This is a genomic window from Pseudarthrobacter sp. TRD_SC_9 (assembly GCF_055361265.1).
Genome location: NZ_CM143956.1, coordinates 2,493,944 through 2,517,671, shown reverse-complemented (window position 1 = coordinate 2,517,671; position 23,728 = coordinate 2,493,944). Strand labels below are relative to the sequence as shown.

Sequence of the window (23,728 nt, the reverse complement as noted above, 5' to 3'; positions counted from 1 at the left end):
GGTTTTAGATGTTTGATTCCGTACAGGGCCTGCTTGATGAGCACGATGCGATTCAGGCGCAGCTGGGGGATCCTGCTGTTTACGCCGACCAGCGCCTGGCCCGGAAATTGGGGCGGCGATCTGCCCAGTTGAATGGCATTGTTGAGGCCTATCACCGGTGGGAAGCCATTCGCGACGACCTCGCTGCTGCCAGGGAGATGGCAGCCGAGGATCCTGAGTTTGCGGCGGAAGTCCCTGAACTCGAAGCGTCCATGGAAGCGGCAGCTGCGAAGCTGCGCCGCTTGCTGATCCCGCGCGACCCTGACGATGCCCGCAACGTGATCCTGGAGGTCAAAGGCGGCGAAGGTGGCGATGAAGCTGCCCTTTTTGCCGCCGACCTGCTGCGGATGTACACCCGCTACGCGGAATCCCGCGGCTGGAAAACAGAGATCATCTCCGCCACCGAGTCCGACCTCGGCGGCTACAAGGACGTGCAGGTGGCCGTCAAGGGCAACTCCAATGATCCTGCAGAAGGAGTGTACGCCCGCCTCAAGTTCGAGGGCGGCGTCCACCGCGTGCAGCGTGTTCCCGTGACTGAGTCCCAGGGCCGCATCCATACCTCTGCTGCGGGCGTACTGGTACTTCCGGAGGTGGACGAGCCCGAGGAACTGGAAATCAACCAGAACGATCTTAAGATCGACGTCTACCGCTCGTCCGGACCCGGCGGTCAGTCTGTGAACACCACCGACTCGGCAGTCCGCATTACCCACCTGCCCACCGGCATTGTCGTAGCCATGCAGAATGAAAAGTCCCAGTTGCAAAACCGGGAGGCCGGCATGCGCGTCCTGCGGGCCCGTATCCTGGCACACCAGCAGGAGCAGATTGACGCCGAAAACTCGGCCCAGCGTAAGTCGCAGATCCGCACAATGGACCGTTCCGAGCGTATCCGCACCTACAACTACCCGGAGAACCGCATCGCGGATCACCGCACCGGGTACAAGGCGTACAACCTGGATCAGGTGATGAACGGCGACCTGGAACCTGTCATCCAGTCAGCCATCGAACTGGACGAACAGTCCCGACTCGACGCCATCGGCGAGTAGTCCCATGGCTGGCCGGACACTGGGGGAGGCTGTGCAGGCGGCTGCCGCTTTGCTGTTGGAAGCCGGGGTGCCCAGCCCCAAGGTCGACGCCGAAATCCTCGCCGCCCATCTCCTCGGCATCGGTCTGGGGGAACTCCGGGCCCGGATGCTCGGAACTGCCGAGGCACCTGACGGTTACGATGAACTCGTTGCCGAGCGCGCGCAACGTATCCCTCTTCAGCACATCACCGGCGTGGCCCATTTCCGGTACTTGGAACTCGCCGTCGGACCCGGTGTTTTCATTCCGCGGCCCGAGACTGAATCAGTGGCCCAACTCGTGATCGACCACGTCAATGGGATGGCCCGTCCGCGGATCGTGGATCTCGGCACCGGATCGGGGGCTATTGCAGGCTCGATTGCCCACGAAGTCCCCGGAGCTGAAGTCCACGCCGTCGAATACAGTCCCTTCGCCCACGCCTGGGCGGAGAGGAATCTGGCGCCGCTGGGCGTCACACTGGTACTGGGGGACCTGCGGAACGCGTTGCCAGAACACAACGGAACCTTCGACGTCGTGGTTTCCAATCCGCCCTACATACCTGCAGAAGCCATCCCGCAGGAACCTGAAGTGGCGCTTCACGATCCGCCGGAGGCTCTATACGGCGGGGGAGCGGACGGCATGGAACTTCCGACGGCGGCCGCTGCCTCCGCAGCTCGGCTGTTGGTGGCCGGGGGCTACTTCGTAATGGAGCATGCCGAAGTCCAGGCAGGCTGGATTGCAGCCATGCTTAAACGGTCAGACTGCTGGACCAGAGTCACGACCCACCAGGACCTCAACGGCCGGGACCGCGCCACGAGCGCCGTGTTTACGCCCGGCCTTGCCAAAGCATCCTCGAAAGTGATGAAAGGATAGGGCAGTGACCACGAGCTACGACTGTACTTCCGAAGATCAACGGGCCAAAGCGCTTGAGCATGCACAGCGCGCCATAGCCGAAAAGAAATGCATAGTTTTCCCGACCGACACGGTCTACGGGATAGCGGCTGACGCTTTTTCCCCGCAGGCGGTCACTATGCTCCTCGTCTCCAAGGGCCGCGGCCGGCAGATGCCACCGCCGGTCCTTATTCCACGGCTGAATGCCCTGGACGGACTGGCTACCGACATTCCCGCGGAAGCCCGCGCGCTTGCCGAGGCTTTCTGGCCGGGCGGGCTGACCTTGATCCTGCACACCCAGCCATCGCTGGACTGGGACCTCGGGGATACAAAGGGCACTGTGGCGTTGCGGATGCCGGACGACGAGATCGCCCAGGAAATCCTGACCCTCACCGGGCCGTTGGCCGTTTCCTCCGCCAACCGCACCGGACAACCCGCAGCGCGCACAGCCGCGGAGGCTTATGGGCAACTCGCCGAATCGGTGGAGGTCTACCTTGAAGGCGGGGAGCGGCCACTTGGCGGCGGAGAGGCGCTGGCCTCAACCATCGTGGATGCCACCACCACACCGTTGCGTGTTGTCCGCGACGGTGCCATCAGCCTGGAGAAGCTCCGCGGCATCGTCCCCGGCATTTTGGGTATAGGCGAGGTCCCGGGAGCCGAAGATGAAGCCGAATCCGGCGAACCTGTTGCTGAGCCGACTAAGGCCGACGCCCACGCTGCGGCCGAACCGGAAACGGCGCAAGCGGCTCCCGAACAGGTCCCGGCCGGCACGAATCCGGGCGACGGGAGCCACGGCGCCGTGGACGCCGGCGAGGCGCCCGCGGACACCGAAACCGCCGCTGATTCGGAACCCCGCAACACATGAGCCTGCAGCGGCAGGCAATCCCCGTGCTTGACGTTGATGCCACGCCGTTGGACGTCGACGGCCTGATGGAGGTACTGCAGGGCTTCGTTGACGGCGGCGCTGCACCTGGTGGGGTCAACGGCAGCGGGGCGCGGCATCTGGTGCTGGGCCACAATCTGCACAGCGTGACTCTGTGCCACTCAGACGAACGGTTCCGTGCGCTCTACGACGATGCCGACGTCGTACTCATCGACGGCGCTCCGGTGCTGTGGCTCTGGAGCCGCGGGCGGGAGCTGGAACGGCCGGCGATGGACTACCGCCTGGGCTCAACCGACTGGATTCCGGCACTGGGCAGGCTCGTTGGGCTGAACCGCATTGCAGTGATCGGAGCAGGCCCGGAAGCCAACACTGGAGCAGTCCGCCGGCTGCGGGAAATCGTTCCAGGAGCCGAAATAGTTGGAATCGCCGGCGAAGGTTGGGACAGCGCCGTGGAATCGGCCGCCCTCACACGCCTGCACAGCCTGCGGCCCCAGATGGTGTTCCTGGGCCTTGGAATGCCGTTACAGGAAGAAGTGCTTCAGCGCTGGCTGCCCACCCTGCCGCCTGCAACGTACTGCACTGTGGGCGGAGCCATTGAGCAATTGGCCGGGGTGCAGAAGCTGGCGCCGCGCTGGTTAGGCCGGCTGGGCCTTGAATGGGCCTGGCGGCTACTGCTTCACCCGCGGCGTGTGGCCTATCGGGTCTTCGGCGAGCCTTGGGTCCTGCTTGGGCTTCTGGCAAAGCGGCGCCTGCGCAGAGGCTGATACGTCCGGTCCCGGATCCTCTAGAACTTCTGGTCCTCCAGCGGGGCAAAGCCCTTGCCGCGCAGGCCCTTGCTGAAGGCACTGGCCCATTCGGACAGTCCCTTGACGTCACCCCGGCGCAGGAAATATCCAAGGTAGCCTCCGACGTCGGCCACGAGGGACTTCAACCGGAAGTAGCGGCGGATCATGTAGCCGCGGTTCCGGTAGTAGTAGAAGCGCTTGAAGGCCGACTCCGGAACGATCACGTGCCAGCGGGCGCCGAACACGTGTTGGGTCTCGGTGAACGCATGCGGGTGCGTAATTGCCGTGGTGGTGACCGTGCCAAAGCGGATTCCCGCCTGCCGCAGCCGGAGGGTGAAATCAACCTCGTCACCGCGGATGAACAACCGCATGTCCGGCAGGCCCACCTTGAAGAACACGTCCGAACGGATCAGGGCACCGTTAAAGAAGTGCCCGTCGTTGGGCAGGAAACCGAGGCGCTCGACGGCGGCACGGTCGTGGGTCACTTTTCCGTCCAACCGGAAGAAAAAGGACAACTTCTCAGGATGTCCGGGAGCTACTACCAGCGGCAGCACAGCTTCAAGGTCCCGTGCCTCCGCCTCCCGCAGCAGGGTGGCCAGGCATTCCGGATCCGCTGGTTCAGCGTCATCGTCCATCATCCAGATCCAGCGGGCGCCGCTGGCCAGTGCCTTTAGGGTGGCCAGAGCAAAGCCGCCGGCACCACCCAGATTCGCTTCCGACCGGACATAGTCCACATTGCCGTGCCCGGCCGCCACGTCCTGTGCAGGCCTGGTGCCGCTGTCTACCAGGCAGATGGTGTCCACCACGGCAGTCTGCGCATTGATGGCGTCCAGCAGGGTTGCCAACTCGACGGGCCGGTCAAAAGTGACGGCGGCGACTGCAACCGGGTTCTGCATGGATTTCCCTTCAGAGACCGCCGGCAGATTCCCGGACGGCAGTGTGGCGCGGAGGGTGAAGGCCCATGGGCGCTAGTATCTTGACTAGAGTCCACTGTAATACAGCCCTGTTTGGCACCTCGCACTGCCTGCTGTGAGCCCGGCGACGGAGATCTTTCATCCAACCTTCCACACGAACACCCAGGCCAAGCACATGATCATGTACTTGCTGATGGCGCTCACTGCTGCCATCGTTTCCTACGCTGCAACGTGGGGGGCGAGGCTGGTAGGTAACCGCCTTGAGTTGTTCCTGCCGATCCGCAGCCGGGACATGCATGCCGTCCCGGTCTCCCGGCTCGGCGGAGTAGGCATCTTCCTCGGCGTGGTGGTGGCTTTGATTGTGGCCAGCCAGTCATTTTTTGTGCAGGACATCTACCGCAACAACGACGCGCCATGGGGCGTGCTGGCAGGAGCAGCGGTCATCGTCCTGGTGGGCGTAGTGGACGACCTGGTGGACCTGCGGTGGTGGATCAAGCTCATCGGCCAGGTTGCGGCTGCCATGGTGGTGGCCGTCTGGGGTGTGCGGATGACCATAGTTCCATCATTCTTTTCGGAGCCAATCGTCCTCGAAAATGAGACGGTCAGCGTCCTGTTGACGGCCTTTCTCATTGTCACCACCATGAACGCCTTCAACTTCATTGATGGTCTCGACGGGTTGGCCGCCGGCGTGGCAATCATCGGCGGCACAGCCTTCTTCCTGACGGCGTACTGGGTGCACCGAACCGCCACCATTCTTGACAAGTCGGACCTGGCCACGCTGTTGACGGCTGTCCTGGTAGGCAGCTGCGTCGGCTTCCTGCCGCACAACTGGTTCCCGTCCAAGATTTTCATGGGCGACTCCGGAGCCATGCTGATCGGCCTGATTATGGCCGCCGCCGGCATCGTTTCCACTGGCCAGATCACATCAGGGTTGTATGACCGCGCCAACGGTATCCCCACGATCATCCCCATCCTCCTGCCCTTCGCTGTGGTGTTCCTGCCACTCCTGGACTTCGGCCTCGCAGTGATCCGCCGGACAGCCAAGGGCCGATCACCCTGGTCCGCAGACCGGGGACACCTGCACCACAAACTGCTGGACATTGGCTACTCGCACCGTGCTGCTGTGATCCTCTTATACCTGTGGACTGCTGTACTGTCCTTCGGAGGGCTGGCACTGGCAATCTTCCCGTGGCAGATCGTGCTTCCTGTGGACATCCTGGCCGCGGTGGCAATGACGGTTGTCACCGCATGGCCCTATCTCCGCCGTGGCAGTGACGACGTCGTGACGTAGCTTTCTGAATTATTTCTATCTCGTGTAGAATTCAGGTGCGGCCCTTCGCTGCGTGATCTTCCCCGCCTGCACACCCCGACGATTGGGATCTCCATGACCTCCAACGCCGATTCCGGACGCACGTCCGGCAACGGATCCGTTGGAGTTGCCGGCCCCACTCCATCGCTGTGGCTGAGGCTCCTCAAGATGAGCGCGCTGGCCGCTGCGGCCGGACTGTCGGTGGCCGCGGTGCCTGCGGTGCTCCTGAATGGGGCTACGGGCGCTTTATCCAGCACTTTCGCGGGTCTGCTCGTAATGCTGTTCTTTGGCATCAGCCTGCTGGTAGGCCACTTTGTGGGACGACGGAATCCATCGGGAGCCATCGGGCTGTTTGTCGCCACCTACTTCGTCAAGGTTGTCGGATTTGCCGTGGTGCTGTTTGTCCTCGGCAGGCCGGACTGGCTCCACGCCAGGTGGTTCCTGATTGGAGCTGTCACAACCGTCGTTCTATGGCAGGCTGCTGAGCTGTACGGCTTCAGCAAGGCCCGCCTGCAGATCTTTAATGACCCCACTCCGGACCAGGGGAGCCAGAATGTCTGAACGTAACTCCGACCCCAAAAACTCCAGCCCTGACACCGGAAATGGTGGCGCCGGATACAACGATGGCATGGCCGTCTTCAGCTACATCATTGGCGGAATCCTCGTCTGGAGTTTGATAGGGTGGGGTCTGGATAATCTGTGGGATACCCGCTGGATTGTGCTCGCAGGCGCTCTGCTTGGAGCTCTCGGAGGATTTTACCTGTCCTACATGCACGGCCTCACCAGTAGCAAAAAACGAACTGGTGGCCGCAGTGCTGCCAGCGGACCGTCTAAGGACGGACCCAACAATGCCAAATAATTTTACAAGGGGACCAGCAGGCCAGACTGCTGCAGGAACCCGACCAACGCCCAACGATGGACACTGCAGAGAGGAAACGCGTTGATCGCGCTTGCGCTCCCGGCCCAAGATTCAGGAGAGTTCACTCCTCCTGGTATTAACGAAATGCATCTGCCGGCGGTCCTGCCGTGGGGTGCCGCAGATGGCTTCTCCAAGCAGATGCTTTTGGTGATCCTTTCGGTCGTCATTATTGCCACGTTCTTCGTGCTTGCTGCCCGTAAGCAGCAGCTCGTTCCCGGCAAGCTGCAGTTTGCAGGCGAGATGGCCTACGGTTTTGTCCGTAACGGCATCGCCAAGGACATCATCGGCGGCAGGGACTTCATGAAGTACGTCCCGCTGTTGTTCAGCCTGTTCTTCTTCATCCTGGTGAACAACATCTACGGCGCAATCCCGTTGATCCAGCTTCCCAGCTTCTCCCACGTCGGCGGCGCCTACGTCCTCGCGGGCATCGTCTACATCACCTGGATCGTCATCGGCATCAAGAAGAACGGGCTTCGCTACTTCAAGCTGGCCACCGTTCCTTCCGGAGTGCCGGTCTACATCCTGCCGCTGATCATTCCGATCGAAATAATCTCCAACTTCCTGGTCCGCCCGGTTACGCACAGCCTCCGTTTGTTTGCGACCATGCTGGCCGGCCACCTGATTGTGATGATCGCCGGGTCCGGGATTGAATTCCTCGTCATGCAGGAGAACATCCTGCTCCAGGGCACGTCCCTCCTCGTCCTGGTGGGTTCGATCGCCATGTACATGCTGGAAGCCCTGATCATGGCACTGCAGGCATACGTCTTCACCCTCCTGACGGCTATCTATATTGAAGGCGCACTCCACGCCGACAGCCACTAGGCTCCCTAAAACTTCCCCCATAGCGGGGATGAAGCAACCCAAACAACCTGCCACAGAGTTGGCATCTTGAAAGGAAGAAAAATGGAAGGCTCCATCAACGGCTCTCTGAACCTCATCGGCTACGGTCTCTCCGCAATCGGCGGTGGTATCGGTGTTGGTCTCGTGTTCGCTGCTTACATCAACGGCGTAGCACGTCAGCCGGAAGCCCAGCGCGTCCTGCAGCCGATCGCATTCCTGGGCCTCGCCCTGACTGAAGCCCTCGCCATCCTCGGCCTGGTCTTCGCCTTCGTTCTTGGCTGATCTCAGAACAAGCGAATATCCAGAACCGAGTAGAAAAGGACGGGTGAAATATGAATCAGCTGATCATCTCAGCCGCCACTGAGGGCGAAGTTAATCCTCTCGTTCCCAACGTCTGGGAAATGGGCGTTGTCCTCATCAGCTTTGCCGTGCTCATGTACATCGTGGTCAAGTATGTTGTCCCGATGTTCGAGAAGACGTTTGCGGAGCGTGCCGAAGCCATCGAAGGCGGCATTGCCAAAGCTGAGAAGGCCCAGGCTGAGGCATCTGCTGCACTCGAAGAGTACAAGCAGCAGCTGACGGACGCCCGCGCCGAAGCCAACCGCATCCGTGAGGAAGCGCGCGCCGAAGGTGCACAGATCCTGGCGGACCTGAAGGAGAAGGCGGGCGCAGAATCGGCCCGTATCACCGCTCAGGCCTACACCCAGATCGAAGCCGAGCGTCAGGCGGCAGTTGTATCCCTGCGCTCGGAGGTGGGCACCCTCGCCACCACCCTGGCAGGACGCATTGTTGGTGAAGCACTTACCGATGATGAGCGTGCAGCACGTGTTGTTGACCGCTTCCTGGCAGATCTGGAGAGCCAGAACGCAGGTGCAGCTAAGTAATGGCAGGTGTATCGAGCGAATCGCTGACCACAGCGCTGACAGAACTGGAAGCCAAGCTTTCAGATGCGTCGCTGCAGTTGGCTACGGAACTCTTCGGAATCCTGGGAACGCTGGACAGCTCGGCCGGCTTGCGCCGTGCCCTGACTGACCCGTCCCGCAGCGGTGAGGAAAAGTCTGCGCTTGTCAGGCAGCTCGTTGGCGGAAAGGTTTCCGCCGATGCTGCGGATATCGCAGCCGGATTGGCCAGCCTGCGCTGGGCTTCGGCACGCGATATTGGCGATGCACTCGAGACGCTTGGGGTAACGGTTGCAATAGCCGTTGCTGAAAACAAGTCGGCCGTTTCTGCCTCCGGAATCACCGGCCTGGAAGAGCTGGAGAATGATTTGTTCTCCTTCAACCAGGTTGTGGCTTCCAGCCACGAGGCACAACGTGCTCTGTCTGAGCCGCAGGCCAGTGCAGCTGCAAAGATCACTTTGGCGCACAAGCTTGTGCCGGGTGCCTCCGAGGAAGCAAAGGTCCTCATCGCGCAGGCCGTATCGAACCCGCGTGGGCTCAAACCCGGCCGCCTCGTGAACCGTTTTGCAGAGCTTGCAGCCAAACGGCAGCAGCGCTGGATTGCGACCGTCACTGTGACGCGTTCCCTGACAGACACCCAGCTGGGCCGGCTTCAGTCGGCACTCAACGCCCTGTACCGCCGTGAGCTGAAGATCAACGTCACCGTTGATCCCGCGCTTATCGGAGGTATCCGGGTGCAGGTGGGCGACGAAGTACTGGACGCCTCCGTGGTGGCCCGGCTGGGTGAACTTAACCGCCAGCTGGCCGGCTAGCCGGACAAGCACAACTTAACTGATAGAAACCCCGGTCATCGTGAGCAACGATGATCACGAAAACAGGAGAGCAGGGACTGCAGATGGCCGAATTGACCATCAACGCCGACGACGTCCGTAATGCGCTGAACGAGTTCGCGGCGTCCTACGAACCCGGAAACGCAGAACGCGTAGAGGTCGGCCGCGTAACCACCGCAAGTGACGGCATCGCCCGTGTTGAGGGCCTTCCCTCGGTCATGGCGAACGAGCTGCTTCGCTTCGAGGACGGCACCCTGGGCCTGGCCCAGAACCTCGACGTCCGCGAGATCGGCGTCATCGTACTCGGTGACTTCACCGGCATCGAAGAAGGCCAGGAAGTGCACCGCACCGGGCAGGTTCTGTCCGTACCCGTGGGCGACGCTTTCCTCGGCCGTGTTGTCGACCCGCTGGGCGTGCCCATCGACGACCTCGGCGAGATCAAGGCCGAGACCACCCGTGCACTGGAACTCCAGGCTCCGGGCGTAACCCAGCGTAAGTCGGTCCACGAGCCGATGCAGACCGGCCTGAAGGCCATCGACGCGATGATTCCGATTGGCCGTGGCCAGCGTCAGCTGATTATCGGTGACCGCCAGACCGGCAAATCCGCCATCGCGATCGACACCATCATCAACCAGAAGGCCAACTGGGCTTCGGGCGATGTGACCAAGCAGGTTCGCTGCATCTATGTGGCTATCGGCCAGAAGGCGTCCACCATCGCCGCTGTCCGCCAGACCCTCGAGGACAACGGCGCGCTGGAATACACCACCATCGTGGCTTCCCCTGCGTCGGACCCCGCCGGCTTCAAGTACCTTGCACCGTACGCCGGTTCGGCCATCGGCCAGCACTGGATGTACGGCGGCAAGCACGTCCTCATCGTGTTTGATGACCTCTCCAAGCAGGCCGAGGCTTACCGTGCAGTATCACTGCTGCTGCGCCGTCCGCCGGGACGCGAAGCCTACCCCGGCGACGTCTTCTACCTGCACTCCCGCCTCCTGGAGCGTTGTGCCAAGCTCTCTGATGAGCTCGGTGCCGGCTCCATGACCGGGCTGCCGTTGATCGAGACCAAGGCGAACGACGTTTCCGCCTACATCCCGACCAACGTAATCTCCATTACTGATGGCCAGATCTTCCTGCAGTCTGACCTCTTCAACGCCAACCAGCGCCCCGCTGTTGACGTGGGTGTTTCTGTCTCCCGCGTTGGCGGTTCGGCGCAGGTGAAGTCCATGAAGAAGGTCTCCGGTACGTTGAAGCTGGAGCTTGCCCAGTACCGGGACATGCAGGCATTCGCCATGTTCGCCTCGGACCTGGATGCGGCTTCCCGCCAGCAGCTGACCCGTGGGGCGCGCCTGATGGAACTGCTCAAGCAGGGCCAGTACTCGCCGTTCCCGGTCGAGAACCAGGTCGTTTCCATCTGGGCCGGTACCAACGGCTACCTGGACGACGTTCCGGTTGAAGACGTCAACCGCTTCGAGACTGAGTTCCTGGAGCACCTGACCCACAAGTCCTCGATCCTCACCACGCTGGCACAGACCAACGTAATGGACGACGACACCGCAGAAGCACTGAAGACCGCGATCGTGGACTTCAAAAAGGGCTTCTTCGGTGAGGGTGACAACCACCTGGTAGGAGCCGGCCACGAGGAGCACAACGCTATCTCTGACGCCGAGGTCGACCAGGAAAAAATCGTCAAGCAGAAGCGCTAGTTCCGCTGACCTGATGTGCCGGGCCGCCCAGGTCCGGCACATCGGGTTTACGGAATCTTAGGAAAGGATAAGTATGGGAGCCCAGATTCGGGTCTACCGCCAGAAGATCAGCTCGACCACGTCGATGCGCAAGATCTTCAAGGCGATGGAACTGATCGCTACCTCGCGCATCGGCAAGGCCCGTGCGCGCGTAGCAGCTTCACTGCCTTACGCGAACGCGATCACGCGTGCCGTTTCTGCTGTCGCAAGCCAAAGCGAAATCGACCACCCTCTGACCACTGAGCCGGAGCAGATCCGCCGCGCCGCCGTCCTGGTAATCACCTCGGACCGTGGCCTGGCAGGTTCCTACTCGGCAAGTGTGCTCAAGCAGGTGGAAGGTCTCAATGAGCTGCTCCACGCCGAAGGCAAGGAAGTTAAGACCTACCTCGTCGGCCGCAAGGCGCAGGCGTACTTCGACTTCCGCAACCGTCCGTCCGAGCAGGTCTGGACCGGCGGAACGGATGCTCCGGAGTTTGCTACCGCCCGCGAAATCGGCGAAGTGCTGCTGGCCGAATTCGCCAAGGACTACGAGGACGGGGGAGTGGACGAGATCCACGTCGTCTACACCCGCTTCAAGTCAATGGTGACGCAGGAACCGACAGTCATCCGCTTGTTGCCGCTTGAGGTCGTGGAGGAGGAGGCCGCTTCGGACACGGACCTGCTGCCCCTCTATGAGTTCGAGCCGGAATCCGAGCGGGTTCTTGATGCCCTGCTTCCGCGGTACATCGAGTCCCGACTCTTCGCAGCCATGTTGCAGGCAGCAGCTTCGGAGCTTGCCGCACGCCAGCGGGCCATGAAGTCCGCGGGCGACAACGCTACGGACCTCATCAAGAAGTACACGCGTCTGCGCAACACGGCCCGCCAGGCTGAAATTACGCAGGAGCTTTCCGAGATTGTGGCCGGTGCCGACGCCCTCGCGTCGTAGCCCCCGCTTCGGGCACAGCTAGTCCTGCATCAAAGATAGAACTTAACCCCACGCCATCTACTGAGTGAAGTGAGAGAGATGACTGCCACTGCTACCGAACACGTAGCCGCCACGTCCGGTGCTACCGGCCGTATCGCCCGTGTTATCGGCCCGGTTGTCGACGTCGAATTCCCGGCTGACGCAATCCCGTCGATTTACAACGCCCTCACCACCGAGATTACTCTCAACGGTGAGACCAAAACCATCACGTTCGAGACCTCCCAGCACCTGGGTGACAACCTCATCCGCGCCATCTCGCTTCAGGCAACCGACGGACTCGTCCGCGGCACGTCGGTCGTCGACTCCGGCGCTCCGATCTCCGTGCCTGTTGGCGACGGCGTCAAGGGCCACATCTTCAACGTCCTGGGCCAGCCCCTGGACGTTGCAGAGTCGGAACTGGACATCAGCGAACGCTGGCCCATCCACCGCAAGGCTCCTGCCTTCGCGACGCTCGAAGGTTCCACCGAGATGCTGGAAACCGGCATCAAGGTCATCGACCTTCTCACCCCGTACATCAAGGGTGGAAAGATCGGCCTCTTCGGCGGCGCCGGCGTGGGCAAGACCGTTCTGATCCAGGAAATGATCACCCGCGTTGCGCGCAACTTCGGTGGTACTTCCGTCTTCGCCGGTGTTGGCGAGCGTACCCGTGAGGGCAACGACCTCTGGGTTGAAATGGAGGAGGCAGGCGTTCTCAAGGACACTGCCCTTGTGTTCGGCCAGATGGATGAGCCGCCGGGAACGCGTCTGCGTGTTGCACTGTCCGCTCTGACCATGGCGGAGTACTTCCGCGATGTGCAGAACCAGGACGTGCTGCTCTTCATCGACAACATTTTCCGCTTCACGCAGGCAGGTTCTGAGGTTTCCACCCTCCTCGGCCGTATGCCGTCAGCTGTGGGCTACCAGCCGAACCTGGCAGACGAGATGGGTCTCCTCCAGGAGCGCATTACGTCCACCAAGGGCCACTCCATCACCTCGATGCAGGCCATCTACGTTCCCGCAGATGACTACACCGACCCGGCCCCGGCAACGACCTTCGCACACCTCGACGCAACCACGGAACTTTCCCGTGAAATCGCCTCCCGTGGTCTGTACCCGGCCGTTGACCCGCTGACGTCGACCTCCCGCATCCTGGATCCCCAGTACATCGGCAAGGACCACTACAACACCGCTGTGCGCGTGAAGCAGATCCTGCAGAAGAACAAGGAACTCCAGGACATCATCGCCATCCTCGGCGTTGACGAACTCTCCGAAGAGGACAAGATCGTCGTGTCGCGTGCACGCCGCATCCAGCAGTTCCTCTCGCAGAACACCTACACCGCCAAGCAGTTCACCGGCGTCGAAGGCTCCACCGTGTCCATCAAGGACACTGTTGAAGGCTTCACGGCGATCTGTGACGGCGATCTCGACCACGTGGCAGAGCAGGCGTTCTTCAACGTTGGTGGCCTCGATGACGTCGAGCGCCAGTGGGCCAAGATCCAGGAACAGACCAAGTAATATGGCTGAGCTTGAGGTTGAGATTGTCGCGGCGGACCACTTTGTGTGGTCCGGAGCGGCCAAGATGGTGAAGGCCCGTACCAGCGATGGTGAAATTGGGATCCTCCCCGGCCACTCGCCACTGCTGGCGATCCTGGCCGAGGGTGAACTGGCCATTGAGCCGGTTTCCGGTGACCGCCTGTCGGTAGCTGTAGACGGAGGATTTTTTTCCGTAGACAACGACCGGGTGGTTATTGTTGCCGACAACGCCCAGTTGGGTGAAGCGGCTACTGCAGGGATCCGCTAGTACCACCTTGATGGACGCACTGAGTTTTCCGTTCATCGCCATAGCAGTCGCTCTGGGACTGTTGATTATTGCACTGTGCCTCTCCGGGGTGCGCCGCATAACATTGCGGCGCGCCCTGGGCACCGTGGACGCCTCCATTTGCCTGTCGGGAAACCGCTGGCAGATGGGGGTTTGTCGTTACCAGGACAACGAGCTGGAATGGTTCAAGCTGCTGTCATTGAATGTGCGGCCCCGGTATTCATTCAAACGCAGCTCCTTGGAGCTGCTGGGACGCCGAGCCCCCACTGAGGGTGAACTGGTGAAGGTTCAGCCCGGCGTAGTGATCGTGGATCTTCGCTATGAAGGCCGCGACGTACGGCTCGCCATGAAGTTCGATGCCTACACCGGACTGTCGTCCTGGTTGGAGGCAGGGCCGGTTATCGGAGTAGGTACCTGGCGTTAGGGGCCGGTAACGGACCCAGGCGACGCTACCGCAACGGCCACTACCAAATGATCCCCGGTATATATACCGAGGATCATTTGGTAGTGGCTGCCGGCGAACTGCCGGAAACCGCCGAGGCTAGACCAGCGTTACACCGGTGGCCTGCGGACCCTTGGCGCCCTGACCGATCTCGAACTGAACCCGCTGGTTCTCATCGAGGGTCTTGAAGCCGCCCGTCTGGATTTCGGAGTAGTGAACGAAGACGTCTCCATCGGAGTCATCCGGGGTGATGAAGCCGAAACCCTTTTCAGCGTTGAACCACTTGACGGTTCCCAGTGCCATTTATTTCTCCTCATTGTGGAACTAATTTCAGTCCAGCACACTGCGTGCTGGCCTGGTTACTCCGCGAGAAGAATCCTGACCTGCTGTCCCCAAAAGGTTCCGGCGTTGCAGGAGCTTCGCGCTCGCAACATGTCTTGCGAGCATGAAAAACACCTACACAAAGACTGCTCTAAGAATTCCACGGCAGTCGCTTCTGGTCAACGGTTTGGGTGGCCGTACGGACAAATTTCGCGTAAAAAACAGGTAAACCCCGTGGTCAGAGGCTTAATGGGCTAACTGTGCGCCCCCGCCGGAGGGCTGAGGCTGCGGATGCATAAGCCACTTGCCCTTCCGGAGGACGCCGCAAAGCTCCAACCCCTCGCGAACCACCACTGCGTCGGCGCGAAGGCCGCGGCGCAGCCCGCCTGCTTCATCCGAGAGCCCCAGGACAGCGGCCGGGACCGCGGTGGCGGAAAAGACCGCATCGGGCAAAGGGATTCCGGCTGCCACCGTGCGTCGGACCACATCGAGGAGGGTCGCCGTACCCCCCGCGATCGAGCCCGTGGCATCCAGGGTGGCAACACCGTCAGTCACGGTCACGGGAGACGGTCCCAGCATGTACTTTCCGTCAGAAAGCCCGGCAGCCGCCATCGAATCCGTCACCAGGGCGATGTTGGCACGCCCTACCAGCCCAAAAACTGTTGCCACCGTCTCCGGAGCAAGATGGGTGTCATCGGCAATAAGTTCCACAACGGCGTGGCCGGCGGCAGCGATGCGAAGGCACGCAGCGACGGGACCGGGTGAGCGGTGATGGAGCGGAGGCATGCCGTTGAAGAGATGGGTGACGGTGGGCAGGGGACTGCTGCCGTCAAAACCCTCGGAGGCGAGTCCGTCCCGTGCCGCGGCCAGCGATGCGGCGGTTGTCGGGTCATCCGCATCGGTATGTCCCAGTGAGGGGACAACACCGTGGGACGTCAGTAGATCCACTAGCTCGCCTGCCCCGGGCAATTCGGGGGCATAGGTCATGGTGGCCAGCTTGCCGCGGGCGGCTGCCAGCAGGTCCGCGGTTAGCTCAAGGTCCGGATTCAGGAGGTAGTCAGGATTCTGGGCGCCGCAGCGCGCACGCGACAGAAATGGGCCCTCGAGGTGGATTCCGGCAAGGAGGCCCTCTTCCGTGAGCCTGCTGAGAAGCTCGACTCCCCGCAGCAGCGCCGCTGGCGGCGCAGTGACCATGCTGGCGAGCAGGGTGGTCGTTCCGGCGCGGTGCAGGAAGTCGATCGCGTGCCGGGCGGATGATTCGTCACCGGCCGGGAAATCGCCGCCATTGCCGCCGTGGCAGTGGATATCAATCAGCCCGGGGAGAATCTGGCTGCCGTCGGGCAGGAACGTCGTTTCCACGCCCGCAAATCCATTGGCTTCCGCCGGGAATCCGTCCCTTGGGCCGGCATAGGCAATCCGGTCACCGTCCACAGCCAGCAGGGCGTCCGGGATGGACTGACCGTCCGTGATGATGTTCCCCGCCAGAATGAAGCGTGAAGACGCGGGTGGGACAAAGAACGCCGGGCTGTAAGTCATGGACTGATTCTAGAGGTGCCGTACCTCAGAACAGCCGGGACCCGCTGTCGTCAACACCCCGCATGGCGTCGTAGTCCAGGGTGATGCAGTCGATGCCGCGGTCGGCTGCCAGGACTTTCGCCTGCGGTTTGATTTGCTGGGCTGCAAAAATGCCGCGGACCGGTGCCAGCAGAGGGTCGCGGTTGAGCAGTTCCAGATACCGGGTGAGCTGTTCGACGCCGTCAATGTCGCCCCTGCGCTTGAGCTCGATGGCTACGGTGGAACCGTCGGCGTCCCGGGCCAGGATGTCCACAGGCCCGATCGCCGTGAAGTACTCGCGGCGGATGAGGGAGAACCCGGTACCCAGGGTTTCAATCTGTTCGGCCAGCAGACGCTGGAGATCTGCCTCCACACCGTCCTTGATAAGCCCGGGATCAACGCCAAGATCGTGCGAGGAATCGTGCAGCTGTTCATGGATATTGATGATCAGCCGGTCGTCGGTTTTGGTGGACTGAACCGTCCACTGCTCCATTACGCCGGTTTCCAGCTCCACGTCGTCGGGGGAGGCCACGCGGAGCGTGGCAGGCGGGCTCATCCAGTTCAGCGGCTTGTAGGAGCCGCCGTCGGAATGGACCAGGACGGAGCCGTCGGCCTTGACCACCAGCAGCCGGGTGGCAAGCGGGAGGTGGGCCTTCAGGCGGCCGACGTAATCAACTGAGCAACGGGCAATGACTAGACGCACGCGGACAAGACTACCGGGTTGTACCGTAGAGGAATGCCACGTTCCAACCGACCACGCCGGCCCGGTGTACGGAAGGGAAACCCCCTGAACGCCGTGCCCGAGCTGGATCTGGAGCGCGCGCGTTCCGGCATCGCCCGGCGTGAGAGCGCCCCGGACGGCGACTGGATTGTCCGCACCATGACCGCACGCAACGCCGAGAAAACTTACATCTGCCCCGGTTGCTCCCGTCAGGTCCCGCCCGGAATCGCCCACCTGGTGGTGTGGAAGGACGACCACATTTTTGGCAGTTCCGTCGGCCTGGCCGAGAGGCGGCACTGGCATGCGAACTGCTGGCAGGGCCGCACCTACCGCTACCGCTAAACCCTGCCGCTGAGCCATGCGGCGCCCGGCTAAGCTGTAAGGCATGACTTTTGACCCGTCGTCGTACGTTTTCCACCAGCCTTCCGCCCCTGCCCCCATCCGGGCGGCCACGGTCCTTCCGGCCAAACGGGAGAATGTAGAGCTGCATACGGAAGACGGCCTCACCCTGGTGGGGGAGCTGGCGATGCCTGAGTCGGGGGCCGTGACGGCCACCTTGATCGCTCTTCATCCGTTGCCCACCCATGGCGGCTTCATGGATTCGCACGTGTACCGCAAGGCGTCCTACCGACTGCCTGCGTTGGCCGGAGTGGCGATACTCCGGTTCAACACGCGTGGCACCTCCTCGCCGCGTGGAACCAGCCAGGGTGAGTTCCAGGACGGCAAAGGCGAGAGGTATGACGTCGAAGCTGCAGTGCAGTTTGCCGTCGACCACGGGCTGCCGAACCGCTGGCTGGTGGGCTGGAGCTTCGGCACGGAGCTGGCGCTGATGTACGGGGCTGTGGAGCCGGTGGCCTCGCAGACGGAAGGCGCTGTGCTGCTTTCCCCGCCGCTGCACCGGGCCGGCGACGGGGACCTGGATGCCTGGGGCGTTTCAGGGAAGCCGTTGACCGTGCTGGTGCCGGAGCACGACGACTACCTCAAACCGGACGAAGCGCAGGCACGCTTCAGCAAGGTGCCGCAGGCCCGGATCCTGGGCGTCAACGGTGCCAAGCACCTGTGGGTAGGGGAGAAGTATGCGGCGCGGGTCCTCAACGAGATAGTCGACGACGTCACGCCCGCCGGTGCCGGCCCCACAGGCCTTCCCCAGGAGTGGTCCGGACCGATGGCCACCGCACCAGCCTGAGTCGCTCCAACGTTCGAGCCGGCGCCGATCAGCGGATGGAGCGGCTGTCCGCTAGTGGCTGTCCTGGCGGACGATGAAGACTTCCTTGACCAGCAGCAGGACGGCCGCTGCGGTGGGGATGGCGATGAGGGCACCGAGGATTCCCAGGAGGGACCCGCCGGCAATGACGGAGATCACGGCAACGGCGCCCGGGACGGCCACCGCCTTCTGCATGATGCGCGGCGAGATGAAGTAGGCCTCAAACTGCAGGTAGGCGAAGTAGCAGACGGCGTAGATGGCCGTGGTTTGCCAGCCGACGGTCAGTGAAATCAGGAGGACGACTACGGCTGCAATCAATCCGCCCACCAGGGGAATGAAGGCCAGCAGGGCAACCACAAACGCCAGCAGAACGGCGAACGGTATGCCCAGGATGGACATCACGATGAAGGCGAAGGTGGCGTTAAGTACGGCAACGCATGCCTGACCGATGACGTAATTGCCCACCGAGCGGGTGATCTGCTCCGATAGTACTTCCACCCGGGCACGGCGGGACCGCGGCGCGAGCCGGTAGCCCCACCGTTTCATGGAGGGCATGGCCGCCAGGAAGTACAGGCTCAGGACCAGCACGATCAAGGTTCCGAAAAGGCCGTTTGCCACCGTTGATCCGAAACCCACCACGCCGCCAAAAATCCCGCTCATCGCCTGGGGATCATTGGCGAACTTTTCGAGTTCCTCATTGATCCGGTCGCGGATGCCGAACTGGTCGTCAGCACTGCGGAAGAGATCGGAGTTGATAAAGTCCCGGATCCAGGTTGGTGCCTGCTCCACGACTTCCGTGACCTGTTCCACGATGGTGGGAATCAGGATGGCGATAAAACCGGCCACCGATGCCGCCAGGACACCAACGGACACCAGGATGCCGGCCGGCCGGGGAATCCTGCGCCCTTCCAGCCAGCGGACGACCGGATCCAGGCCAAGCGCGATGAACAGAGCGGTGACGATCCACAGCAGCAACTGTGTGATGTTGCTCCCGATCCAGAAGAACAGGAGCGCGCAGCCCACGCCCACCGTCCCCATAAAGCCGAAATACAACGGGTGTTGGAACGGCGTCCGTGCGCCGGCCTGCGCGAGAGCGGCGTCCGGGCCTTCAGCAGCCGGATGGCTCCCGGAGGACGGGTCTGCCATGCGCTGTTCCGGCGGCATTTCGAAGCGCCGCCGCGGCTGGGCGCCGGGGAGGGGCTGCCGGAGCTTTTGCACCAGGGCCCCGAACGCCGCCTGCGGGAATGGACGCCTCCCGGCGGCCTGCACAGCGGCCGGAACGGCAGGTTCGGGTTGTTGGGTGGGCTCGGTGGCTGTTGGGCCTGCCATGGAGTCGACTGAAGAGTCGGCCGAGGAGTCGGCTTGCGGGTTCCCGGCGGGCGATTCCTGATGTTCAGTCACTGGAGTTTGGTGCCCTTACCGTGCATGGCACCGCTGCCGCGGGCCTGATGTGATGATCATCGCAAACACTATCAGCAGCCTTGCCAGCGGCGGGATGGAACGTTTTAGCGGGCCCTGCCACGAGCCGTGATTGACTCGCCGACTGAGGTATTAGTAATAAAACCGTTACCATTGAAGATAAACCCCGCTGATGATAGGTGATTCCTTGCGTTTCAAGACTGCAGCCGCACTCGTGCTGCTCGGCCTCCTTACTCTCCTGGCCGGCATCGGACAGAAGACCATCTGGGCTCCTTCGGAGACTTTCACCGCCTCGGTGGCAGGTGAACCGGCCGCCGCTCCGCTGACAGTGATCGATGAGAAACTCCGCACAATCCATGGTGGAACCGTCAAGATCGACGTCAAGGGTGACGGCGGCTTCTTCCTCGCTGTAGGCCGTCCGGGAGACGTTGATGCCTGGGTTGGCGGGACAAGCCATAACACCGTTAGTGGTGTCTCCGAGGATCAGAAGTCACTGCAGGTGGAACACACCGACGGCGAGGCCACAGCGCCGACGCCCACCGGATCCGATCTGTGGGTTTCCAGCGAGAACGCCAACGGGCAGCTTGACTACACCTGGACGGCTCCGGCCGACGGCGAGTGGTCCCTGCTCCTGGCCGGCGATGGTACTGCCGCCGCACCCACGGAGATTTCCATGACGTTCCCTAATGACACCTCTACCCCGTGGGCAGTTCCACTGATTGTTGCAGGCTCGCTGATCCTCTTCGCAGGGATCGTTCTCCTGGCCCTCGGCTTGTTCCGTGGCAAGGACGGCGGCCGGGGCAGGAAGAACGCCGGGAAGAACGGCGACGGCGGCAACAAAACCCGCAGTACTGCCAAGTCGCCCTTCGTTCCCCACGATCCATCCGCTGCGGGTACCGACGTCCCGGCCGCTGGTGGCACCGAAAACCCTGACGCCGGGAAGCCCGGCGCCCGCCTTCGGTTGGTCGTCGCTGCCGCGACGGCCGCCGTCGTGGTTGGAACCGGCGCTCCGGCGCTTGCCGCTACTCCGGCGCCCACGGACTCCACCGGCGCGCCATCAACGGAAGTGGCAGGGGCGCCCGTTGCCCCGGTTCTGCTCGAAGCGCAGCTGCGCCGCGTTCTGGAACAAGTAGCCAGCACCGTTGACGCAGCCGATGCCGCGAAAGACGCCAGCAAGCTCCAACCGCGGGTGGCGGAAACGGAACTTGAAGTACGTACCCAGAACTACAAGATCAGTGCAGCCGTTGGCTCCTATGCCGCCCGGACGCCCGTCCGCTCCACCAAACTGCTGACCAGCGTCGTGACGGAGCAGCCGCAGTGGCCACGTTCCGTGCTGGCAGTGACCCAGGGCGAAGGAAATGCTGTCCCCCAGCTTCTGACATTGGTCCAGAACTCTCCGCGTGAGAACTACAAGCTGACCAAGACCACGTTGCTCCAGCCAGGCGTCACCCTGCCGGCCCTTGACCGTGACGGTGCTGCGCAGACGTTGGCTCCTGCCGACAAGTCCGGACTGCTGTACAGCGGCGATGAAGCCCTTGCCGGCCTGGCCGACCGCCTGACCACTGCCGAATCGGCATTCAAAGACAAGCTGGTAGACGGAGCCGCCTCGCCGTACATCGCGGACACGCTGTCCTACCAGGATGAGGTTGTCACCGCCGGGACCAACGGTACGTTCGCCTTCACCCACAAGGTTGATCCGGCGAGCACCACAGTGTTCCGGACCGGCGACGGCGGCGCGCTGGTGCTCGGCAGGCTCACTTTTGCCTTTGATGGCACGCCCAAGGCCGAAGGTGACAAGCTGACCATCGGTGAAGACGCTGCCGTCCTGGCCGGCGGCACCGAAACTGCTACAGGTATGGTGCTGAACTTCGCGGAGTCCGTAGCCGTCTACGTTCCGCCGGCAGGTTCCGCGGATCCCATGCAGCTCATTGCCGCGAACCGTGGACTGGTGGGGGCCAGCTTCAAGTAGCGGCAGTTGTGCGCGTCATGCGGCGCAGCGCCCAATGGCGCCGGCGGGGCATCGAGTGGCTAAAGTGGGAGGCATGAGTTCGCCTGCTTCCCGTCCAGTCCAGCCCGCCGGCGCCAGCCAGCTTAACCTGCGTGGCGCCGTCGACCTTTCCTCCCTGAAACAGCGGCCTCCGGCTGCACCGCCCGGTGCATCTGCTGTCCAGAGCGGTGGTGGAGCACCTGGAGCTGAAACTTCAGCAGGTGCCGCCGCCGAGCGCGCGCCCGGCGCGCAGGCATCGCTAAGGGTTGAGGTCACCGAACAGAACTTCCAGGGCCTGGTGGAACTGTCTGCCCAGGTTCCTGTCGTCTTTGTCCTGTGGTCGACACTTGCGCTTGAGTCCGCAGGCCTGCGTGACACCTTGGGAAGGATCGTGGACAGCTACGCCGGCAGGCTCGTGCTGGGCGCAGCCGACATCGATTCCTTCCCGCAGCTGGCTCAGGCCTTCCAGGTCCAATCCGTGCCAACCGCCGTGGCAGTGCTCAAGGGCCAGCCCGTCCCGCTGTTCCAGGGTTCCGCGGATGAGAGCCAGATCCGGAGCCTGCTGGACGAACTCCTCAAGGTCGCCGCGGCCAACGGCGTCGCCGGCAACGTGGGCGGGGGAGCTGCCGAAGCCGACCAGCCTGCACCACTGCCGCCGCTGCATCAGGAAGCCTACGACGCCATCGAGGCCGGGGATTTCGCCGCCGCAGCGGCTGCCTACCGCCAGGCCCTCCGGGAGGCCCCGGCGGACACCCAGGCGAAGGAAGGCCTGGCCCAGGTGGAACTGATGGCCAGGCTGCAGCCCCTGTCCGCCGAGGACAGCGAGGCTCTGCGCACCCTTGCAGCCAACGAACCGGATAACCTTGATGCCCAGCTTGGCGTGGCAGACCTGGACATCGCCGGCGGGCACGTCGAGGACGGGCTCAACCGGGTGGTTGCATTCATTGGCCGGAACTTCGGGCCGGAACGTGAGGCCGCCCGGGTCCGCCTGCTTGAGCTCTTCGACGTTGTGGGGGTGTCCGACCCGCGGGTGGTCGCGGCCCGCCAGGCCCTGGCACGCGTGCTGTTCTAGTGGCAGACCCGCTGCTCTTTACACCGCTGTCATTGCGCTCGCTGGAACTGCCCCACCGGGGCTGGGTTTCGCCGATGTGCCAGTACAGCTGTGAGCCCGGCGAAGCGGAGGGAGTTCCCACAGACTGGCATCTGGTGCACCTCGGATCCTTCGCGATCGGCGGCGCTGCCCTGATCCTTACAGAGGCGGCCGCGGTTAACCCAGCGGGCAGGATCAGCCCCAGGGACGCCGGCATCTACAACGACGCCCAAGTGCAGTCGTGGCGCCGGATCACCGATTTCATCCACAACAACAGCAATGCCAAAATCGGTGTCCAACTGGCGCACGCGGGGCGAAAGGCCTCCACCTATTGGCCGTTCTCAGGCAGTACTGGCAGCGTCGAAGCTGCCGACGGCGGCTGGGAGACAGTAGGCCCGTCGCCGGTGGCATTCGACGGCTACGCAACGCCCAGGGAAATGACCGAGGAGGACATCCTGGCCGTTATTGCCGACTTCAGGTCGGCAGCCCTGCGCGCGGTGGAAGCCGGGTTCGACACCGTGGAGATCCATGGCGCCCACGGCTACCTGCTGCATCAGTTCCAGAGTCCCCTCATTAACCAGCGCAGCGACTCCTGGGGCGGTCACGAGGCCGGCCGCAACCGGTTGATGCTGGCCGTGGTGGACACCGTCCGCGAGGCCATTCCGGACGGCATGCCGTTGCTGCTCCGGATTTCCGCAACGGACTGGGCTGACGGCGGTGTGGACATTGACGCCTCCGTGCGCCTTGCGGCTAAGGCAGCTGAGCGCGGCGTTGATTTGATTGACGTTTCCAGTGGCGGCGCCGTTGCCCACCAGAACATCCGCCCGGGGCCTGGCTACCAGACCGCGTTTGCGGCGACAATCCGGGAACAGGCCGGCGTCGCTACCGGAACTGTCGGCATGATTACCACAGCCGAACAGGCAGAACACATCCTTGTCAGCGGCCAGGCGGACGCCGTGTTCCTGGCTCGCGCTGCCCTGCGTGATCCGCACTGGTGGCTGCGTGCCGGCGTCGAGCTCGGCTTCCGGCAGGACTGGCTTCCGCAATACCAGCGGGCTTATCCCCGGCGTTCGTATTAGGCGTTTGTTGTTGCGCTGAATTTACTGCCCATGTACTGC

Annotated in this window: 26 protein-coding genes; 21 read left to right on the top strand and 5 right to left on the bottom strand. The window is 62.8% G+C overall.

Annotation, left to right across the window (positions count from 1 at the left end; translation table 11 throughout):
• Window positions 1-8 precede the first annotated feature (8 nt).
• Genes prfA through ACWA13_RS11725 form a run of 4 tightly spaced genes read left to right on the top strand, consistent with a single transcriptional unit; the run spans window position 9 to window position 3,636 of the window.
• Window positions 9-1,082 (top strand): peptide chain release factor 1, encoded by a 1,074-nt coding sequence (prfA, locus tag ACWA13_RS11740; RefSeq protein WP_463934286.1) that lies wholly within the window; start codon window positions 9-11, stop codon window positions 1,080-1,082.
• Window positions 1,083-1,086: 4 nt separating this feature from the next.
• Window positions 1,087-1,971 (top strand): peptide chain release factor N(5)-glutamine methyltransferase, encoded by an 885-nt coding sequence (gene prmC, locus ACWA13_RS11735; protein ID WP_463934284.1) that lies wholly within the window; start codon window positions 1,087-1,089, stop codon window positions 1,969-1,971.
• A gap of 4 nt (window positions 1,972-1,975) precedes the next feature.
• Window positions 1,976-2,854 (top strand): L-threonylcarbamoyladenylate synthase, encoded by an 879-nt coding sequence (locus ACWA13_RS11730; RefSeq protein ID WP_463934282.1) that lies wholly within the window; start codon window positions 1,976-1,978, stop codon window positions 2,852-2,854.
• Complete coding sequence (locus tag ACWA13_RS11725; protein ID WP_463934281.1) at window positions 2,851-3,636, top strand: WecB/TagA/CpsF family glycosyltransferase; 786 nt, start codon at window positions 2,851-2,853, stop codon at window positions 3,634-3,636. The genes ACWA13_RS11730 and ACWA13_RS11725 overlap by 4 nt, the downstream gene beginning before the upstream one ends.
• A gap of 20 nt (window positions 3,637-3,656) precedes the next feature.
• Here the strand turns inward: ACWA13_RS11725 and ACWA13_RS11720 are convergent, their stop codons facing one another.
• A complete protein-coding gene (locus tag ACWA13_RS11720) occupies window positions 3,657-4,553 on the bottom strand; it encodes a glycosyltransferase (RefSeq protein ID WP_463934279.1) in 897 nt (298 codons plus the stop codon).
• 193 nt (window positions 4,554-4,746) lie between these two features.
• Here ACWA13_RS11720 and ACWA13_RS11715 point away from each other — a divergent pair, with 193 nt between their 5' ends.
• The 12 genes from ACWA13_RS11715 (at window position 4,747) to ACWA13_RS11660 (ending at window position 14,296) form a co-directional block, all read left to right on the top strand.
• The gene (locus tag ACWA13_RS11715) at window positions 4,747-5,862 is read left to right on the top strand and encodes an MraY family glycosyltransferase (RefSeq protein ID WP_463934277.1); all 1,116 of its coding nucleotides are present in this window, start codon (window positions 4,747-4,749) and stop codon (window positions 5,860-5,862) included.
• Window positions 5,863-5,955: 93 nt separating this feature from the next.
• Entirely contained in the window at window positions 5,956-6,441 is a 486-nt protein-coding gene (locus ACWA13_RS11710; RefSeq protein ID WP_463934275.1) for a hypothetical protein, read from the top strand.
• A complete protein-coding gene (locus ACWA13_RS11705) occupies window positions 6,434-6,739 on the top strand; it encodes a hypothetical protein (RefSeq protein WP_463934273.1) in 306 nt (101 codons plus the stop codon). The genes ACWA13_RS11710 and ACWA13_RS11705 overlap by 8 nt, the downstream gene beginning before the upstream one ends.
• Before the next feature lie 81 nt (window positions 6,740-6,820).
• On the top strand, window positions 6,821-7,621 hold the full coding sequence (gene atpB, locus ACWA13_RS11700) for a F0F1 ATP synthase subunit A (protein ID WP_463934271.1): 801 nt from the start codon (window positions 6,821-6,823) through the stop codon (window positions 7,619-7,621).
• Window positions 7,622-7,702: 81 nt separating this feature from the next.
• Window positions 7,703-7,921, top strand: a complete 219-nt coding sequence (locus tag ACWA13_RS11695) for a F0F1 ATP synthase subunit C (protein WP_463934270.1) — start codon at window positions 7,703-7,705, stop codon at window positions 7,919-7,921.
• Between the two features lie 50 nt (window positions 7,922-7,971).
• The gene (locus ACWA13_RS11690; RefSeq protein WP_463934268.1) at window positions 7,972-8,523 is read left to right on the top strand and encodes a F0F1 ATP synthase subunit B; all 552 of its coding nucleotides are present in this window, start codon (window positions 7,972-7,974) and stop codon (window positions 8,521-8,523) included.
• The gene (locus ACWA13_RS11685; protein ID WP_463934266.1) at window positions 8,523-9,350 is read left to right on the top strand and encodes a F0F1 ATP synthase subunit delta; all 828 of its coding nucleotides are present in this window, start codon (window positions 8,523-8,525) and stop codon (window positions 9,348-9,350) included. Before ACWA13_RS11690 ends, ACWA13_RS11685 begins: the two co-directional genes overlap by 1 nt.
• Before the next feature lie 83 nt (window positions 9,351-9,433).
• Window positions 9,434-11,071: a F0F1 ATP synthase subunit alpha gene (gene atpA, locus ACWA13_RS11680; protein ID WP_463937917.1), complete on the top strand. Its 1,638-nt coding sequence runs from the start codon at window positions 9,434-9,436 to the stop codon at window positions 11,069-11,071.
• Window positions 11,072-11,144: 73 nt separating this feature from the next.
• A complete protein-coding gene (locus ACWA13_RS11675) occupies window positions 11,145-12,035 on the top strand; it encodes a F0F1 ATP synthase subunit gamma (RefSeq protein WP_463934264.1) in 891 nt (296 codons plus the stop codon).
• A gap of 78 nt (window positions 12,036-12,113) precedes the next feature.
• Window positions 12,114-13,568: a F0F1 ATP synthase subunit beta gene (gene atpD / locus ACWA13_RS11670; RefSeq protein ID WP_463934262.1), complete on the top strand. Its 1,455-nt coding sequence runs from the start codon at window positions 12,114-12,116 to the stop codon at window positions 13,566-13,568.
• A gap of 1 nt (window position 13,569) precedes the next feature.
• On the top strand, window positions 13,570-13,854 hold the full coding sequence (locus ACWA13_RS11665) for a F0F1 ATP synthase subunit epsilon (RefSeq protein ID WP_463934260.1): 285 nt from the start codon (window positions 13,570-13,572) through the stop codon (window positions 13,852-13,854).
• Window positions 13,855-13,864: 10 nt separating this feature from the next.
• A complete protein-coding gene (locus ACWA13_RS11660; protein ID WP_463934258.1) occupies window positions 13,865-14,296 on the top strand; it encodes a DUF2550 domain-containing protein in 432 nt (143 codons plus the stop codon).
• A gap of 117 nt (window positions 14,297-14,413) precedes the next feature.
• Here ACWA13_RS11660 and ACWA13_RS11655 read toward each other — a convergent pair whose 3' ends face one another.
• From ACWA13_RS11655 to nucS, 3 genes are all read right to left on the bottom strand, one after another.
• The gene (locus ACWA13_RS11655; protein ID WP_330187749.1) at window positions 14,414-14,617 is read right to left on the bottom strand and encodes a cold-shock protein; all 204 of its coding nucleotides are present in this window, start codon (window positions 14,615-14,617) and stop codon (window positions 14,414-14,416) included.
• Between the two features lie 264 nt (window positions 14,618-14,881).
• Window positions 14,882-16,171, bottom strand: a complete 1,290-nt coding sequence (locus ACWA13_RS11650; RefSeq protein WP_463934256.1) for an N-acetylglucosamine-6-phosphate deacetylase — start codon at window positions 16,169-16,171, stop codon at window positions 14,882-14,884.
• A 25-nt stretch (window positions 16,172-16,196) separates the two neighbouring features.
• Window positions 16,197-16,892, bottom strand: coding sequence for an endonuclease NucS (nucS, locus tag ACWA13_RS11645; protein WP_463934254.1), 696 nt, complete (start codon window positions 16,890-16,892; stop codon window positions 16,197-16,199).
• A gap of 33 nt (window positions 16,893-16,925) precedes the next feature.
• Between nucS and ACWA13_RS11640 the strand changes: the two genes are divergently transcribed.
• Both ACWA13_RS11640 and ACWA13_RS11635 read left to right on the top strand, forming a co-directional pair.
• On the top strand, window positions 16,926-17,252 hold the full coding sequence (locus ACWA13_RS11640) for an ATP/GTP-binding protein (RefSeq protein ID WP_463934252.1): 327 nt from the start codon (window positions 16,926-16,928) through the stop codon (window positions 17,250-17,252).
• Between the two features lie 43 nt (window positions 17,253-17,295).
• Complete coding sequence (locus tag ACWA13_RS11635) at window positions 17,296-18,096, top strand: alpha/beta hydrolase (protein WP_463934251.1); 801 nt, start codon at window positions 17,296-17,298, stop codon at window positions 18,094-18,096.
• Between the two features lie 51 nt (window positions 18,097-18,147).
• Here ACWA13_RS11635 and ACWA13_RS11630 read toward each other — a convergent pair whose 3' ends face one another.
• The gene (locus tag ACWA13_RS11630) at window positions 18,148-19,515 is read right to left on the bottom strand and encodes an AI-2E family transporter (RefSeq protein ID WP_463934249.1); all 1,368 of its coding nucleotides are present in this window, start codon (window positions 19,513-19,515) and stop codon (window positions 18,148-18,150) included.
• Window positions 19,516-19,705: 190 nt separating this feature from the next.
• Here ACWA13_RS11630 and ACWA13_RS11625 point away from each other — a divergent pair, with 190 nt between their 5' ends.
• The 3 genes from ACWA13_RS11625 (at window position 19,706) to ACWA13_RS11615 (ending at window position 23,689) form a co-directional block, all read left to right on the top strand.
• The gene (locus ACWA13_RS11625) at window positions 19,706-21,502 is read left to right on the top strand and encodes a DUF8094 domain-containing protein (RefSeq protein WP_463934247.1); all 1,797 of its coding nucleotides are present in this window, start codon (window positions 19,706-19,708) and stop codon (window positions 21,500-21,502) included.
• A 73-nt stretch (window positions 21,503-21,575) separates the two neighbouring features.
• Window positions 21,576-22,592, top strand: a complete 1,017-nt coding sequence (locus ACWA13_RS11620; RefSeq protein WP_463934245.1) for a co-chaperone YbbN — start codon at window positions 21,576-21,578, stop codon at window positions 22,590-22,592.
• Entirely contained in the window at window positions 22,592-23,689 is a 1,098-nt protein-coding gene (locus ACWA13_RS11615) for an NADH:flavin oxidoreductase/NADH oxidase (RefSeq protein ID WP_463934244.1), read from the top strand. The genes ACWA13_RS11620 and ACWA13_RS11615 overlap by 1 nt, the downstream gene beginning before the upstream one ends.
• The last annotated feature ends 39 nt before the right edge of the window (window positions 23,690-23,728 follow it).

Bases quoted from the DNA above. Each gene is read 5' to 3' on its own strand.
- prfA (WP_463934286.1), top strand. From the start codon at position 9: ATGTTTGATTCCGTACAGGGCCTGCTTGATGAGCACGATGCGATTCAG.
- prmC (WP_463934284.1), top strand. From the start codon at position 1,087: ATGGCTGGCCGGACACTGGGGGAGGCTGTGCAGGCGGCTGCCGCTTTG.
- ACWA13_RS11725 (WP_463934281.1), top strand. From the start codon at position 2,851: ATGAGCCTGCAGCGGCAGGCAATCCCCGTGCTTGACGTTGATGCCACG.
- ACWA13_RS11720 (WP_463934279.1), bottom strand. From the start codon at position 4,553: ATGCAGAACCCGGTTGCAGTCGCCGCCGTCACTTTTGACCGGCCCGTC.
- ACWA13_RS11715 (WP_463934277.1), top strand. From the start codon at position 4,747: ATGATCATGTACTTGCTGATGGCGCTCACTGCTGCCATCGTTTCCTAC.
- ACWA13_RS11710 (WP_463934275.1), top strand. From the start codon at position 5,956: ATGACCTCCAACGCCGATTCCGGACGCACGTCCGGCAACGGATCCGTT.
- ACWA13_RS11705 (WP_463934273.1), top strand. From the start codon at position 6,434: ATGTCTGAACGTAACTCCGACCCCAAAAACTCCAGCCCTGACACCGGA.
- ACWA13_RS11695 (WP_463934270.1), top strand. From the start codon at position 7,703: ATGGAAGGCTCCATCAACGGCTCTCTGAACCTCATCGGCTACGGTCTC.
- ACWA13_RS11690 (WP_463934268.1), top strand. From the start codon at position 7,972: ATGAATCAGCTGATCATCTCAGCCGCCACTGAGGGCGAAGTTAATCCT.
- ACWA13_RS11685 (WP_463934266.1), top strand. From the start codon at position 8,523: ATGGCAGGTGTATCGAGCGAATCGCTGACCACAGCGCTGACAGAACTG.
- atpA (WP_463937917.1), top strand. From the start codon at position 9,434: ATGGCCGAATTGACCATCAACGCCGACGACGTCCGTAATGCGCTGAAC.
- ACWA13_RS11675 (WP_463934264.1), top strand. From the start codon at position 11,145: ATGGGAGCCCAGATTCGGGTCTACCGCCAGAAGATCAGCTCGACCACG.
- atpD (WP_463934262.1), top strand. From the start codon at position 12,114: ATGACTGCCACTGCTACCGAACACGTAGCCGCCACGTCCGGTGCTACC.
- ACWA13_RS11665 (WP_463934260.1), top strand. From the start codon at position 13,570: ATGGCTGAGCTTGAGGTTGAGATTGTCGCGGCGGACCACTTTGTGTGG.
- ACWA13_RS11660 (WP_463934258.1), top strand. From the start codon at position 13,865: ATGGACGCACTGAGTTTTCCGTTCATCGCCATAGCAGTCGCTCTGGGA.
- ACWA13_RS11655 (WP_330187749.1), bottom strand. From the start codon at position 14,617: ATGGCACTGGGAACCGTCAAGTGGTTCAACGCTGAAAAGGGTTTCGGC.
- ACWA13_RS11650 (WP_463934256.1), bottom strand. From the start codon at position 16,171: ATGACTTACAGCCCGGCGTTCTTTGTCCCACCCGCGTCTTCACGCTTC.
- ACWA13_RS11640 (WP_463934252.1), top strand. From the start codon at position 16,926: ATGCCACGTTCCAACCGACCACGCCGGCCCGGTGTACGGAAGGGAAAC.
- ACWA13_RS11635 (WP_463934251.1), top strand. From the start codon at position 17,296: ATGACTTTTGACCCGTCGTCGTACGTTTTCCACCAGCCTTCCGCCCCT.
- ACWA13_RS11625 (WP_463934247.1), top strand. From the start codon at position 19,706: ATGATAGGTGATTCCTTGCGTTTCAAGACTGCAGCCGCACTCGTGCTG.
- ACWA13_RS11620 (WP_463934245.1), top strand. From the start codon at position 21,576: ATGAGTTCGCCTGCTTCCCGTCCAGTCCAGCCCGCCGGCGCCAGCCAG.